We start from the raw sequence: 14,680 nt of genomic DNA, 5'->3' as shown, positions 1-14,680 counted from the left end.
TAATAATATTTTATATTTCTACGACTGTTTTCTAAGTAAATATAAAAAGAATGGTGCTCCTAAAAGTGCCATTATTATACCTACAGGTATTTCCACCGGTGCAAAAATAGTTCTTCCAAAAGTATCACAAAACACAACTACAGCTGCACCTAAAAACGCTGAACCTGGAAGCAAATATTTGTAATCACTACCTATTATAAGCCTAGTGGTATGAGGTATTATAAGCCCTACAAATCCTAAAAGTCCAACTACAGACACTGCACTAGCTGCTAACATAGCTGCTATAGCCGTTATTTCTAATCTGACTAATTCTACATTTAGGCCCAATCCTCTTGCAGTATCATCGCCTAATACCAATATGTTTAGCCTTTCGGACATAATAATAGCAAGCACTAAGCCTACCATAGTATAAGGCAAAATAGTATATACTTGAGGCCAACTTCTTGCAGATAATCCTCCATTCATGAACATTATAGCTCCATGCACTCTGTCGCTAAAAAACACCATAAGCGCAGATATGCCTGCACCTAATATGGCTGAAACTGCTACTCCAGCCAATACAACTCTCATAGGTTGTATTCCACCTTTCCAGGCAAGTATATATATCATCATAGCTGCACCCATGGCACCTACAAATGCAACTGGTGGTACTAAATATTGATATTGAGGAAAAATTATTAGTATAATCATGCCTGCAAGACCAGCTCCTGAGGATATGCCTATTATTCCAGGGTCTGCTAGGGGATTCCTCATTACCCCCTGCAGCATTGCCCCAGAAAGGGCCAAGTTAATTCCAACCAACACTCCTACAATAGTTCTCGGAATTCTAACATTCCATATAACAAGGCCTTGTGGAGTTAAATTATTGGGGTGTTTTAATATGGTAAATATATCTTTTATAGATATTTCCATACTACCATACACATTACTTATAAAAAATGCACTTATAGCTAATATAATAAATACTATTATCACAGTTATTTTGTAAAAATTCCTATTACTTTTTTTACAGTTTTTTATATTATTTATCATTTAACTCACCGTATATTTCTGGATATACGCCTTTAGCCATAAATTCTATTGCATCTACAAATTTATCTCCTGCATTGTATAAAAAGTATCTTTGTGGTAGATATACTATTTTATTATTTTTAACTGCTTTTAAATTCTTCCATACAGGATCCTTTCCAAGCTGCTTTTCTATTACTTCTTTTGCATTTTTATCAGATTTCACCATACTAGTTACCAATATAACATCTGGATCTTCTTTTACAATTTCTTCTATACTAAATGGAATAGATTCTCCTCCCATTCCTTCTCCTTTTTTCCCTGCAGCTATATTGTTTAATTTCAATATTTTTGCCACATTACCAGCTATACTATTTTCAAGCTTTACTGATATATCTTTAGAAGTAGCATATAAAATAACTACTTTTTTTGATTTTTCTGGAAGTTTATCTTCTATATCCTTTCTATCTTTAGTCATTTTAGCTATAATATCTTCAGCTTTATCTTCATGACCAGCTATTCTTCCTACAACTTTTAAATTTTCTATTACATCATCATAGGTTCTCATATTTAAAGCTAAAACTGGTATATTACTCTGTTTTAAGGCAGGTACTAATTTGTTTTGAAGACCAAATTGAGCAATTACTAAATCCGGCTTAAGAGATATTAATTTTTCCACATCTGGATTATAAACTTGTCCTATTTTAGGAAGTTTTTCTGTGCCCTTTGGCGCTGGACTTCCTCCAGATAAATCAGCAGTACAAATAGACTCTCCTCCTACTGCATATAAAAGTCCTAAAAATGTTCCTGAGGTTGCTGCTATTTTTTTTGGTTTTTCTTTTAGAGTAACTTCATTTCCCATTACATCCTTTATGGTAACTGGATAACCCTTACCTTCTGACATGGTTAATTTACCCATGGAACCCATACCTTTATCCTTCATATCTCCCATGGAACCCGAGTCTTTTCCCTTCATTTCACTCTTCATGCCTTGAAACATAGCGGATTTGTTTTTAGTATCCATTTTTCCTTTTGACTTTGCTCCACATCCAGTTAATGCCATAGATATGACCATTGCTAGTGCAAATATTTGTTTACTCTTCATTATTAATCTCCCCTTTTTTTGAATTCCCCTTATATAAATTCTCTACCCTAATAAACAAATTGTATTCTAATAATTGTTTTACTTCATTTAATGCTATCTTCATGAATTGTAAAAATTGCATATAAATACCTAAGGCAACCTAATTACAGATACCTGACGTTTAATATTGCACAACATTTACTAAATAATCTTCTAAATATATTGATTTTGTTTTTATAAGATATTTTTTGAAAAATAGAAACAAGCCTCATAAGAGAGGCTTGTTTCAAAGATGTGGTTAATGTATGGGCATAAAAAAACGCCTTTATGGAAGGCGTAAAAAACAATATTATTCATACAATAAACTCTAAGAAATCTCTCCCTCCGAAAGATTAAAACATAACTTTAAAGGCAGGTATCCTGACTTAGAATCATTTTACTCCCTTCTCTTCCCAAAGCACTTGCTTCAGTGAGTTACAAGGTTTCATCCTCCTTACAGTAGCGGGGGCTGTAGTGGACTTTCACCACTTTCCCTTTTCATTTCTTTTAAAGAAACACCTTAAAAGTATCTATTCAATTTTAATTTAAAATATTATAAATACATTTACTAATTTATACATGAATTTATAATATTAAGTTTACATCCATTTTTTATTTAACTTACAATATTATTGTACTATTATGAAAATACTTTTGCAAGTAATATTTTATTATTTTAAAACAATGAATTAATTATTACAAAACCTCTCCAGTCCAAATAATGAACCAGAGAGGTTTTTATTTTAATATCCTAGTAGTTTTCACAAAGTACTTCGAAATAAGCCTTTGGATGAATACATGCAGGACATACCTCTGGAGCTTCTTCTCCTTCAAATATGTATCCACAGTTATTGCATTTCCAAAGTTGTACCTTATCTTTCTTAAATACCATGTCTTTTTCTATGTTTTCTACTAATTTATTATATCTAGCTTCATGATGCTTCTCTACTTCAGCAATTCTTTCAAAAGCTACTGCTATTTCTTCAAATCCTTCTTCTCTTGCTACTTTAGCAAATTCAGGATACAATTCTGACCATTCCTCATTTTCTCCAGAAGCTGCTGCCTTTAAATTATCTTTAGTATCCCCATATAAAGATACAGGATAAGTAGCATTAATTTCAATACCTTCTCCTTGCAAATCATTAAGTAAGAATTTGTAAAATCTCTTTGCGTGCTCTTTTTCATTTTCTGCAGTTTCCAAAAATATATTAGCTATTTGCACATATCCTTGTTTCTTAGCTGTACTTGAATAATAAGTATATCTGTTTCTAGCTTGTGATTCCCCTGCAAATGCCTTAAGTAAATTTTCTGCTGTTTTAGTTCCTTTTAATGATTTCATATTTAAACCCTCCTATAAATTATTTTTTATTACATATGATTATATATTATAACATAAAAACTAAATTTTCGTAACAAATAATCATTATGAATAAACAATTATTATATATTTTATTAAAAAACATCTATAAACAGAGCTCTTAGCTTCAGATGGAGTTTTTACTCCAACTGAAGGTTAGAGATCGTTATCCAGGGACGTAGCTGCCGTTATCTCCCACTTTGTTAGAAGTGGCAGTGTTACGGCAGGTAGTCATCGGATAAAATTGCTCTAATTGCTCATGTTTAAGTGAAAATTCTAGATAAAACTATAATTATCAAGGTTGATAAACTATTGAAGTAACTGCTATAACCTCTTCATCACCGTTATTATGAACATCTATATAAAGGTTAGAACTTTGTTCCTGTTCTTCTGTTACTAAATCACAATCTATAAGAAGTAAATCCCCTTCATTTAAACTAACCTCATCATGAAAAGTCCTAACTAAAATTTTGCCCTTTACACAATATAGTGCATAGCTTACTTTAGAAAAATTTTCTTTTCTAATTTCTTCTTTATGCATGTACAGTTCTCTAGACATATCTATTGCAATATTAATACTACTAATTTCGCCACTACAATCTTCCTTTAACATAAGATTGAAATCTCTTACCTTGCCAAAACTTTTAGTTTCCCATTGCCCACTAAAATTATACGGTTCAAAAGCTTTTAGTTCCCTTTCCCCATGACCTTTATGTTGAAGTTTAATATCTCCCTCTAAAGTCATGATCCACCTATTTACACCTTCTAAATATGTAAAATTTGATTCTTCCTGTTCCACTGTAGCAGAACTTAATCTCCATTTAAAATTTCTATCTTCATAGGAAGCATCTTTTGGATATATAAAAAGTTCTGTCGTAGTACCTCCCGACCAAGTAGAAGTCTTTTGGTGCTCCTTTTTTACCAATTTCAGCTTATAATCCATAAATTCACCGTTACATATTTGGTTTAAAGTTTAAATATAATTATCGTAACGGCTTCCCTCCCTTCGATCTTATTATATCAAATATGAATTTATATATTTAATTTTACCATTTCATAGATATATATGTAATAATTATTTTAAAAAATTATATAAAATATCCCTATATAGTCTAAAAATATGTTATCATTATCATAAAAAATATCTATATACATTGGAGGAGATAATTTGAGTACACATATAGGTGCAAAAGAAGGTCAAATTGCTGAAACTATATTACTACCAGGAGATCCACTAAGAGCTAAATACATAGCAGATACCTATTTAGAAGATGTTATTTGCTACAATGAGGTTCGTGGTATGTACGGATATACTGGTACATATAAAGGCAAAAGAATATCTGTTCAGGGAACTGGAATGGGAGTCCCATCCATATCTATATATGCAAATGAACTTATCAAAGATTATGGAGTTAAGAGATTAATAAGAGTAGGCACTTGCGGTGCAATTCAAGAAAATATTAAAGTTAGAGACGTTATCCTTGCTATGACATCCTGCACAACTTCAGGTATAAATAGAAGACGTTTTAATGGAATGGATTTCGCACCTGCTGCCAGCTTTAAACTGCTAAAAAAAGCCTATGACGTAGCTGAACAAAAGGGCATACCAGTTACAGTAGGAAACATATTAACTAGTGATTTATTTTACGATGATATTCCAAATTCCTTTAAAATGTGGTCTGATTATGGAGTACTAGCTATAGAAATGGAAAGTACGGCACTTTACACTCTTGGAGCTAAATACGGAGTAGACACTCTTTCTATATTAACTGTAAGCGATAACATAATTACAGGTGAAGAGACTAATGCAGAGGAACGTCAAAAAACTTTCACAAAAATGATGGAAATAGCGCTAGAACTAGCTGAATAATAAAAAAAATGAAGGCTTTGAAAAGTATATATCTTTCCAAAGCCTTTATTTTTTATATACAACTTATACGAATAATTAATTATTCAACAACTATTACTTCTTACTTATCCACAAGTTAATTATAAAAAACTCCTTGAGTTTTATCCTTAACTCTTACTTCTTACTCTTTACTTTTTACTTATTTAAGCTTGTACATTATTATTCTTAACTTTTTTATTTGCAGCTACTAAAAATATAGCTAGTGCTGCTACTGCTACTGCTATTCCTACTGGATAAGCAATACTTGCAGCCATTTTGAATCCTTCTGGTGCAACTAATATATAAGTTATAGAAACTGCTGTCATAAATGTAGCAGGAACTGTTGCTATCCAGTGGAATTTGTTTTTAATTGCAAGATACATTGCTGAAGCCCAAAGCACTATCATGGCTAGAGTTTGATTTGACCATGCAAAATATCTCCATATTATATCGAAGTTTATTTTTGTTAATATAAATCCTATGATGAATAATGGTAAACTTATAGCTAATCTGTTTTTTATAGGTCCTTGTTTATATCCAATTACATCAGCTATTGTCAATCTAGCACTTCTGAAAGCTGTATCTCCAGAAGTAACTGGACAAGCAACAACTCCTAGTATGGCAAGAACTCCACCTACTTTTCCAAGTAAAGTATTAGATATTATGTTAACTACATAAGGTGCTCCACCATTTTCTGCCATAGCTTTTCCTAATTCAGCTGTGCCGCCAAAGAAAGCCATCGCTGCTGCAGCCCATATTAAAGCTACAATTCCTTCTGCTATCATAGCACCGTAAAATATTTGTCTTCCTTGTTTTTCACTAGTTATACATCTAGCCATAAGTGGTGACTGAGTGGAGTGGAATCCTGAAATAGCTCCACAAGCTATGGTTATAAACATTAATGGCCAAATAGGAAGTCCCTTTGGATGCATATTAGTAAGAGCAATCTCTGGAATATGATATCCTTTAAATATTATACCTGCACTAACTCCAATAGCCATTATCAAAAGAACTATACCAAATATAGGATATACTTTTCCTATAACCTTATCAATTGGAACTAATGTAGCAATTATGTAATATGCAAAAATAACATATATCCAAAAAGTTTTATCAAGAGACTTTGGTGTCAATCCTGCAAGTAATCCTGCTGGACCTGTTATAAATACTACACCTACAAGTACAAGCACTATTACTGAAAAAACTCTCATGAAATTCTTAAATCCGCCACCTAGATAGTGTCCTACTACTTCTGGTATACTTGCACCATCATGTCTTACTGACAACATTCCTGAAAAATAATCATGAACTCCTCCAGCAAAAATTGAACCAAGAACTATCCATAAAAATGCTGCTGGTCCCCATAATGCACCAGATATAGCACCAAATATAGGTCCAAGTCCTGCTATATTAAGAAATTGTATAAGAAAAATTTTCCATGAAGGCATTGGAACAAAATCCACACCATCTTCTAGTCTTACAGCTGGAGTTTGTATATTTTCGTCAGCTCCAAAAGCTTTTTCAACTACCTTACTATAGATAAAATATCCTACTACTAAAGCCACAATAGATAATAAGAATGAAATCATAATTAGTCCTCCTTATTAATATTTTTTTAATAAATTTTTAATATCGTTTACAACTTAAGTATACAAAATTATCAGAATTCATTTAAACCTTTTCGCATGAAATGTAAAAAAAAGCACATAAAGTGCATTTATATGCCCATAATGTGCTTAAAGCTATTTATATTATTTCTACTAACTGGAATTTCTTTGTTTACACCTTCCAACTTAAGCATATATGTATTATTAAACCAAGGATTTATCTCCACTACCTTATCAATATTTATAAGAAAAGATCTATGGGTTCTAAAAAACATATTATCTGGAAGCTTCTCTGCTGCATGTGAAATACTTTGATTCATTATATATTCATTATCTTTAGTATAAATTATAGTTTCTCTTTCTTTTGCTTCACAATAACAAATATCTTTTACATTTATAACCACCATTTTATTTTCTTTCCAAAGAGTTATCTTATTATTTACATATGGCAAACTTTCGCTTAAAAAGTCCCGTTCTAATCTTTTCAAAGTATTTATTATTCTTTCCTTCGAATAGGGTTTTAATATGTAATCAAAGGCTTGTATTTCAAAAGCTTCCACCGCATGCTCTTTATAAGCTGTTATAAACACTATATCAACCCTTTTGCTAAAATTGTTTAATAACCTTGCCATTTCTATACCAGAAATTTTAGGCATGTTTATATCTAAAAATATAATGTCCGGCATATTTTTTTCTATAAACATCAATGCCTCTACTCCATCATCAAATTCTCCTAATATGTTTATCTTGCTATAATTATTTATAAAATATTTCAATTCCTCACGTGCAGGATATTCATCGTCTATTATTACACAATTCAAAATTATCACCTCTTATTCCTAACTATAAAACTAGTACTAGTACCTTTATCTTTTCTTTTTATTTTAAGTCCCTGTCCATAAAGTATTTTTAGCCTATTGTTTACATTAGAAATACCTATCTTATTTCCACTACATTTTCCCTCATAAACATTATTTATTATTTCTTCGGAAATACCAACTCCATCATCCTCAATACAAATTTCACATTCTTCTTGTGTTAAACTTTTAATATTTATCTTTACATTACCTCTTTTACCTGTAGGAAGAATTCCATGCTTTATAGAATTTTCTACTATGGGCTGTATTATTAGGCTTGGAATTTTAATATTTATATTATCATCTACATTATAAATAACATTTAATTTATCACCAAACCTAGCCTTTTCTATTTCTACATATGCTTTTACTTGCTCTAATTCCTTATGCATATCCACTAGTTCATCTCCTACTTCCAAATTATACCTTAAATAAGTAGAAAGACTTATAATTAGTTCTCTTGCTTTATCAGGATTAATCCTAACAAAAGATGATATGGTATTCAATGCATTAAATAAAAAATGTGGGTTAATTTGAGCCTGCAATGCCTTAATTTCAGCCTTATTAGCCATTTCTTTAAGTTTTCCAACCTTACTTATTTCAATTTGAGTAGAAATTATTTGAGATAACCCTTCCGCTAAATTTATATTTCTATAGGATACGCTGTTTTCCTTAGCATAATATATTTTTAAAGTACCTATTATTTTATCCCCTTCCTTCAAAGGTGCTATAACCGCTGATTTTAATGGGCAATTATTATGCTCACAATTTATCTCATATGCCTTATTTAAAACCATCATTTTTCCCTCATCAATTACATTTTTAGTTGCCTCTGTAAGTATACATGCTCCTTTAACATGATGATCTGAACCCATGCCTACATGAGACAAAATGCATTCCCTATCCGTTATGGATACTGCATCTGCTCCTATGGAGTTCTTAATAATATTACATATTCTATCATAAGAGTCCTCTCCAGTATCTCTAAAATAGGGCAAGGTTTTATTTGCTATTTGCAGTGCTAGCTTTGATTGGCTAGCAGCTATTTTTTCTTTCTCATTATATATATTTTGAATCAACAATATTACCATAGCAATACCTATAGCGTTGGCAAATAACATAGGTATATATATCTTTTGAACTATGGAAAAAGCCTGTGTAAAGGGCTTTGATATAATCAAAATCAAAATCATCTCTAAGCTCTCCATGGCCATAGCAGAAAAAAATCCATAAACCCACTTTTTTTCCCCTTCCTCTACGTTATTATATATAATCCCTCCTACTATACCAGAAATTATAGTTGCAATAGAACATGGTATTGCAGTTATACCCACAGGATATAGAGCAAGCCTATGAATACCTGCTATCAAAGCCCCTACTACTCCAACCACAGGCCCGCACATAATCCCTCCAGTCATTACCCCAATAATTCTGGTATTTGCCACGGCACCATTTATTTCTTTTCCTACATATGTACCTAGTATTCCAAAGCCTCCAAATATTAAAGATAATATTAATAAATCAAGCTTTGTAAAGGAATCCTTTTGCATTATTTTTTTAAAGCTATTTAGTTTAGAAACAATAAAAGCTATTACTATAATATATCCCAAGTTGTTTACTAAAGTTTTTAACAGTTCAATCATAATAAATTCATTCCTTTAAAATTTTATATGTTCTTAGAACAATTATAGTTTATTGTTTTATATTTGAAAAGTTCCATCTATATTATTTCATATATAATGTATATTTTATTTTTCCTATAGAAGGATTTTTAAACCTAAATGTATAATATATAATGTATACCTTACGTATTTGTAGAATGGAGGCTAATATGAAAAATTCTAATTTAAAACAAAATTTAAGAGAAAAAGTTTATGAAAATATACGAGACAGAATATTGTCTGGTTTCTATAAACCATCTGAAATATTATTGGAAACAACTATAGCCAAGGAATTCGAAGTGAGCAGAACTCCCGTAAGAGAAGCTATGACTATGTTATGCCAAGATAATCTGCTAGAAGCCATTCCTAAAAATGGATATATGATAAAAACCATAACTCATGTGGATATTTTAGAAATGTATTTTATTAGAATACTTCTAGAAGGCGCTGCCGCAGAACTAGCTGCAGTTAAAATCACCAAAGAACAAATAAAAAAGTTAGAAAATCTAGTTAAATATCCTGATTGCGATTGCATATGGGAATACAATAAAAAATTTCATACAATAATAGCAGAGGCCTCTGGAAATAAAAAACTAATTGAGTTAATTGACAAGCTTCTAGATGAAGGCAGACGTATAGTAATGATAGACCCTTATATGCATTTGCTTAAGGATACTGCTGTAGAAGATCACATTGCACTAATTGAAGCATTAAAAAATAAAGATGGCAAAAAAGCCAAAACAATAATGGAAACTCATTTAACCAATGCAAGAGAAAGAATTCATAATAGCATAATATAGTAAACTTTATTTTCAAAATCACATTCATATTTACATTTGTAAAAAATGGAGCTGTTGCATTAAGAAATTTATATACAATATATTGTTTTGCAAATTTAAAATTAGCACAATATATTATAGTATTTACTCTTAGTGCAGCAACCCCATTTCATTGTAATTTTGCTTTTCTATAAATTCATTTTTACTACTACCTTATTGTGAATTTGCTATTATTATCATTTTACTTCTTAGCTATTATTTATCTTCAAATTATAGTTAATCTATTTATTCTTTATTTTAATTTTTTATTTTATAACTGCGAAGGTTGAATTATTTGATATTTGTTATTTGTTATTTTAGTTTCTATCTTGCCTTCCATGTTGTTCCTTCTTTGGTATCTATAAGTTCTATGTTCATCTCTGAAAGCTTGTTTCTAATTTCATCTGCTTTAGCCCAGTCTTTATTTTTCCTAGCTTCATTTCTCTCAACTATTAGATGGTTTATATGTTCCTCATCTATATCTAGATTTTTTTCTTCTTTATAATTTAATAAATCTAATGCAAGTACCTTATCAAAATCCTTAACTAATATAATCTTTTCCCTATTAGTTAAATCTTGATGTTTTAAAACTTCATGAAGAGTTGTAAAAGCATTAGGTATATTTAAATCATCGCATATGCATGCTTTAAATTTATTATTGTATTCTTGTATATTTTCCTCATTTACTTCTTCCTCTTCATTCACTGACTTACCTATGTTAAATATTCTTTCTTTTAATTTTTTTAGTCCCTTGCTAGCCTCCTCTAAGCTTTGGAAACTAAATAAAAGCTGTTTTCTATATCTAGATTGAAGACAGAAATATCTATAATCTAAAGCATCAAAACCTTCTTCTATAAGTCTTGATAAAGTTAAGAAATCCCCACTAGATTTTGACATCTTTCCACTATCCAAAACTAAAAATTCACCGTGCATCCAGTAATTTACCCATTTATGTCCTAAAGCACCTTCTGACTGTGCTATTTCATTAGTATGATGTACTGGTATATGATCTATTCCGCCACAGTGTATATCCACTCTTTCTCCTAGGTATTTTATAGACATAGCAGAACACTCTAAATGCCACCCTGGAAAGCCCTTACCCCATGGAGAGTCCCATTGCATTATTTGATTAGTAAATTTAGAATTAGTAAACCAAAGTACGAAGTCCAAAGGATTCTTTTTGTGTACATCTACATCTACTCTACTACCAGCCTCTAGTTCATCTATACTTAAGTTTGCTAATTTAGTATAATCTTTAAATTTATCTATTTGATAATAAACATTGCCATTAGCTATATAAATATATTCTTTTTCTTCTAATTTTTTTATAAGATTTACCATATCATCTATATGTTCTGTAGCTCTGCAAGTAACATTTGGTCTTTTTATATTAAGCTTTTTACAATCATCAAAAAATGCATCCTCGTAAAATCTAGCTATTTCCCAAGGGCTTTTATTTTCACGTTTTGCTCCTAATGCCATTTTATCTTCACCTTCATCTGCATCAGATTGGAGATGACCTACATCTGTTATATTCATTACGTGTTTTACTTTATATCCTATATACTCTAAAGACTTTTTCAAAACATCCTCAAAAATATATGTCCTTAGATTTCCAATATGTGCATAGTTATAAACTGTTGGTCCACAAGTATACATACCAACTTTTCCTTCTTTTACAGGTATAAATTCTTCTTTTTTTCTGGTTAAGGTGTTGTAAACATAGAAATCCATAATGTCCCTCCTATAAATTGATTAAATAAAACAAAACCGCAGGATACATTCCTGCGGTGAAATCTCTAATAAAATTTTACCACAATGCCCCAAAAATTCAATAACTATTAATAAAATATTTTTGGTGTATACTTGCACTATTTTATATCTCATAGAAATTTTATATGACAGCTATACAACTCTTTCATTTTCATTAGTTTCCAACTTATCCTGATACATAACTAATTTTATCCAAAAATACTTTACTTCTTCTGGCAATTCATCTTTTATAGGTTTTAACTTCTCTGTGCCTACTTTATATATGGCTTTTTTAATTATCTCCATGTATTCTTTTGGCACAAATTCATTAATATCTAATTCCTTTCCTTCCATATAGCATTTAACTATGTGATCTTCTACCGTTCTCAATATAATATTTCTTTCCTTTGCAATATCCTCTAAACTTTTTCCCTGACAATACATATCATAAGTTATATAATGACTTGGAGTTTTAGCATTTTTATTTTCTTCATTTTTGATTTTTAAATTATCATCTACACTTCTTATAGGTTTTAAAAAGTTTCCTCTTTGGATGTTATTTTCCTCCACATAATCCTGTATGCCCTTTAAAAATCTCTCTCCATATCTTTCATACTTTATTTCTCCTACTCCACTTATACTTAAAAACTCTTCTTTATTAATAGGCATATACTCACTCATCTCTTTTAAAGAGCTATCTCCAAACACTATATATGGTGGAACTTTTTCTTCTTCTGATATCTGCTTTCTAATGGTTCTTAATAAGTTAAACAATTGATTATCCGCCTTAATAGCCTTTTTAACCTTTGCAACTTTCATTGTTACCCTAGCTTTGCTTTTTAAAACCTGCACTGCCTTTGCTGTTAATTTAACTACTGGATATCCATCATTGGTAAGTTTCAAATAACCGTCTGCTACTAATTTATTAATTACATTCATCAAATCCCTTTTACTATACTCCGGCATTATTCCATAGGTGGATAATTTGTTTAGTCCTGCAGATAAAAGCTTTTTATTCTGTGAACCTCTTAGTACATCAACCACCATACCACTGCCATATCTTTCCCTCATTCTATAAATGCAAGAAAATATTTTTTGAGCTTCTAATGTTATATCCCTAAATTCTCCTTCATCTAAACAGTTACCGCAATTTTCACATTCCTCATAATCCACTGTATCTCCAAAATACTCTAATATGTATTTTCTAAGGCATTTTGATGTATAGCAATAATCTACCATCTCTCTCAATTTTTCATACTCATATTCTTTTCTATATTGAGGTAAATCACTTTGTTCTATAAAAAAGCTTTGAAGCTGAACATCCCTTGCATTAAATAAAAGTATGCATTCACTTTTTCCGCCATCTCTGCCTGCACGTCCTGCTTCTTGATAATACGCTTCCAAATTTTTAGGCATGTTGTTGTGAATTACAAATTTAATATTATGTTTGTCAATACCCATACCGAAGGCATTAGTTGCCACCATTACATCTATATCATCATAAGCAAATCTATTTTGCCATTCTTCCCTTTCCCTATCGCTTAATCCTGCATGGTACAATCCTGCTTTTATTCCATGCTTTAATAAAAAATTATATATGCTTTCAGTTTCTCTTCTTGTAGCTGTATATATAATTCCAGTGTCTTCTTTGTGCCCTTCTATATATGATAATATATAGTTCTGATTATCTTCTCCCCTTAATACTGAAAAAAACAAGTTTTCTCTATCAAATCCAGTTACATAAACCTTGGGACAATTTAATTCTAAAAGTTTTACTATATCTTCCTTTACTTTCTCTGTAGCTGTTGCAGTGTATGCCCCTACCACAGGCCTTTTTGAAAACCCTTTTATAAAATCTCCTATTTTTTTATAGCTAGGTCTAAAGTCATGAGCCCATTGGGATATACAGTGAGCTTCATCTATGGCTACAAAAGATACTTCCACCTGGTTTAACATTCTACAAAACCCTTCTGACTCCAATCTTTCAGGAGCTATATAAACAAGCTTATAATCCCCTACGGATATGCCTTGAATTCTCTCCATATACTCCATTTCTGAAAGTGTACTATTTATATAAGTAGCTTCTATCCCCTGTTCTCTTAAACTGTCAACTTGATCCTTCATAAGAGAAATCAGTGGGGACACAACTATAGTAATTCCACTAAAAATAATAGCAGGAATTTGAAAACAAAGAGATTTTCCTGCTCCAGTAGGCATTATACCTACTACATCTCTCCCATTTACCACGCTATCAATAATTTCCTTCTGACCTTTTCTAAAATTGTCATATCCAAAATATTTTTTAAGAACCGCTTCCAAATTATACATTGATTATCTATGCTGCTACTCAAAATATGGTCAAATGTATCCATATTGAGATTATTACTGCTTCAATGTACTCTGCCTTGCCGAAGCTACTACAGTTTGTATAGCACTCCACAGTCGTTAATTCCCCAAATAGCCTTGGGTACACATATAAGTGCTTGTTTAATTAAGCTATCTTATATTCTTTTGCATTAGCTAAATTTATTGAAGCATTTAAATCTCTATCAATAGAAAGTCCACAACTGCATTTATAAACTCTATCAGATAGTTTTAAATCTTTTTTA

At 30.9% G+C, this 14,680-nt stretch carries 12 protein-coding genes and 1 riboswitch; of the genes, 2 read left to right on the top strand and 10 right to left on the bottom strand.

The annotated features are described in order from the left end of the window. Positions 1-18: 18 nt before the first annotated feature. From FGK85_RS06305 to FGK85_RS06290, 4 genes are all read right to left on the bottom strand, one after another. Positions 19-1,032 carry a FecCD family ABC transporter permease gene (locus FGK85_RS06305; protein ID WP_138204815.1) on the bottom strand — a complete coding sequence of 338 codons (1,014 nt, stop codon included), beginning with the start codon at positions 1,030-1,032 and terminating at the stop codon, positions 19-21. Then, positions 1,022-2,113 (bottom strand): ABC transporter substrate-binding protein, encoded by a 1,092-nt coding sequence (locus FGK85_RS06300; RefSeq protein WP_138204813.1) that lies wholly within the window; start codon positions 2,111-2,113, stop codon positions 1,022-1,024. Before FGK85_RS06300 ends, FGK85_RS06305 begins: the two co-directional genes overlap by 11 nt. A 372-nt stretch (positions 2,114-2,485) precedes the next feature. Next, positions 2,486-2,669: riboswitch (cobalamin riboswitch) on the bottom strand. Between the two features lie 213 nt (positions 2,670-2,882). Next, positions 2,883-3,470 (bottom strand): rubrerythrin, encoded by a 588-nt coding sequence (gene rbr, locus FGK85_RS06295; protein WP_138204811.1) that lies wholly within the window; start codon positions 3,468-3,470, stop codon positions 2,883-2,885. Positions 3,471-3,783: 313 nt separating this feature from the next. Continuing rightward, the gene (locus tag FGK85_RS06290) at positions 3,784-4,431 is read right to left on the bottom strand and encodes a HutD/Ves family protein (protein ID WP_138204809.1); all 648 of its coding nucleotides are present in this window, start codon (positions 4,429-4,431) and stop codon (positions 3,784-3,786) included. A 225-nt stretch (positions 4,432-4,656) separates the two neighbouring features. On the opposite strand from FGK85_RS06290, the gene deoD reads away from it, so the two are divergent. Continuing rightward, positions 4,657-5,358 (top strand): purine-nucleoside phosphorylase, encoded by a 702-nt coding sequence (deoD, locus tag FGK85_RS06285; protein ID WP_138204807.1) that lies wholly within the window; start codon positions 4,657-4,659, stop codon positions 5,356-5,358. A 182-nt stretch (positions 5,359-5,540) separates the two neighbouring features. On the opposite strand, the gene FGK85_RS06280 is transcribed toward deoD, so the two are convergent. The 3 genes from FGK85_RS06280 to FGK85_RS06270 all read right to left on the bottom strand — a co-directional run bounded on the left by FGK85_RS06280 (position 5,541) and on the right by FGK85_RS06270 (position 9,483). Beyond that, a complete protein-coding gene (locus FGK85_RS06280) occupies positions 5,541-6,965 on the bottom strand; it encodes a carbon starvation CstA family protein (RefSeq protein WP_138204806.1) in 1,425 nt (474 codons plus the stop codon). 128 nt (positions 6,966-7,093) lie between these two features. After that, the gene (locus FGK85_RS06275; RefSeq protein ID WP_138204804.1) at positions 7,094-7,804 is read right to left on the bottom strand and encodes a LytR/AlgR family response regulator transcription factor; all 711 of its coding nucleotides are present in this window, start codon (positions 7,802-7,804) and stop codon (positions 7,094-7,096) included. 5 nt (positions 7,805-7,809) lie between these two features. Then, complete coding sequence (locus tag FGK85_RS06270; RefSeq protein WP_138204802.1) at positions 7,810-9,483, bottom strand: sensor histidine kinase; 1,674 nt, start codon at positions 9,481-9,483, stop codon at positions 7,810-7,812. A 188-nt stretch (positions 9,484-9,671) separates the two neighbouring features. Here FGK85_RS06270 and FGK85_RS06265 point away from each other — a divergent pair, with 188 nt between their 5' ends. Further along, on the top strand, positions 9,672-10,301 hold the full coding sequence (locus tag FGK85_RS06265) for a GntR family transcriptional regulator (protein ID WP_171011346.1): 630 nt from the start codon (positions 9,672-9,674) through the stop codon (positions 10,299-10,301). A gap of 342 nt (positions 10,302-10,643) precedes the next feature. On the opposite strand, the gene cysS is transcribed toward FGK85_RS06265, so the two are convergent. The 3 genes from cysS to FGK85_RS06250 form a co-directional block, all read right to left on the bottom strand. Beyond that, positions 10,644-12,053: a cysteine--tRNA ligase gene (cysS, locus tag FGK85_RS06260; RefSeq protein WP_138204798.1), complete on the bottom strand. Its 1,410-nt coding sequence runs from the start codon at positions 12,051-12,053 to the stop codon at positions 10,644-10,646. Positions 12,054-12,224: 171 nt separating this feature from the next. After that, positions 12,225-14,399, bottom strand: a complete 2,175-nt coding sequence (recQ, locus tag FGK85_RS06255; RefSeq protein WP_138204796.1) for a DNA helicase RecQ — start codon at positions 14,397-14,399, stop codon at positions 12,225-12,227. Between the two features lie 163 nt (positions 14,400-14,562). Then, positions 14,563-14,680, bottom strand: a 118-nt coding sequence (locus FGK85_RS06250; RefSeq protein ID WP_171011345.1) for a zinc ribbon domain-containing protein, incomplete at its 5' end; no start/stop codon positions are given.

The sequence above is a fragment of the Haloimpatiens lingqiaonensis genome (genome assembly GCF_901447495.1).
Taxonomy (GTDB): domain Bacteria; phylum Bacillota; class Clostridia; order Clostridiales; family Clostridiaceae; genus Haloimpatiens; species Haloimpatiens lingqiaonensis.
The sequence above is the reverse complement of the archived record's forward strand: the minus strand, read 5'-3'. Positions and strand labels throughout refer to the sequence as shown.

Excerpts from the sequence above, each read along its gene's own strand:
- FGK85_RS06265 (WP_171011346.1), top strand. The coding sequence starts at position 9,672 with ATGAAAAATTCTAATTTAAAACAAAATTTAAGAGAAAAAGTTTATGAA.
- cysS (WP_138204798.1), bottom strand. The coding sequence starts at position 12,053 with ATGGATTTCTATGTTTACAACACCTTAACCAGAAAAAAAGAAGAATTT.
- FGK85_RS06280 (WP_138204806.1), bottom strand. The coding sequence starts at position 6,965 with ATGATTTCATTCTTATTATCTATTGTGGCTTTAGTAGTAGGATATTTT.
- FGK85_RS06305 (WP_138204815.1), bottom strand. The coding sequence starts at position 1,032 with ATGATAAATAATATAAAAAACTGTAAAAAAAGTAATAGGAATTTTTAC.
- FGK85_RS06270 (WP_138204802.1), bottom strand. The coding sequence starts at position 9,483 with ATGATTGAACTGTTAAAAACTTTAGTAAACAACTTGGGATATATTATA.
- FGK85_RS06290 (WP_138204809.1), bottom strand. The coding sequence starts at position 4,431 with ATGGATTATAAGCTGAAATTGGTAAAAAAGGAGCACCAAAAGACTTCT.
- FGK85_RS06300 (WP_138204813.1), bottom strand. The coding sequence starts at position 2,113 with ATGAAGAGTAAACAAATATTTGCACTAGCAATGGTCATATCTATGGCA.
- recQ (WP_138204796.1), bottom strand. The coding sequence starts at position 14,399 with ATGTATAATTTGGAAGCGGTTCTTAAAAAATATTTTGGATATGACAAT.
- rbr (WP_138204811.1), bottom strand. The coding sequence starts at position 3,470 with ATGAAATCATTAAAAGGAACTAAAACAGCAGAAAATTTACTTAAGGCA.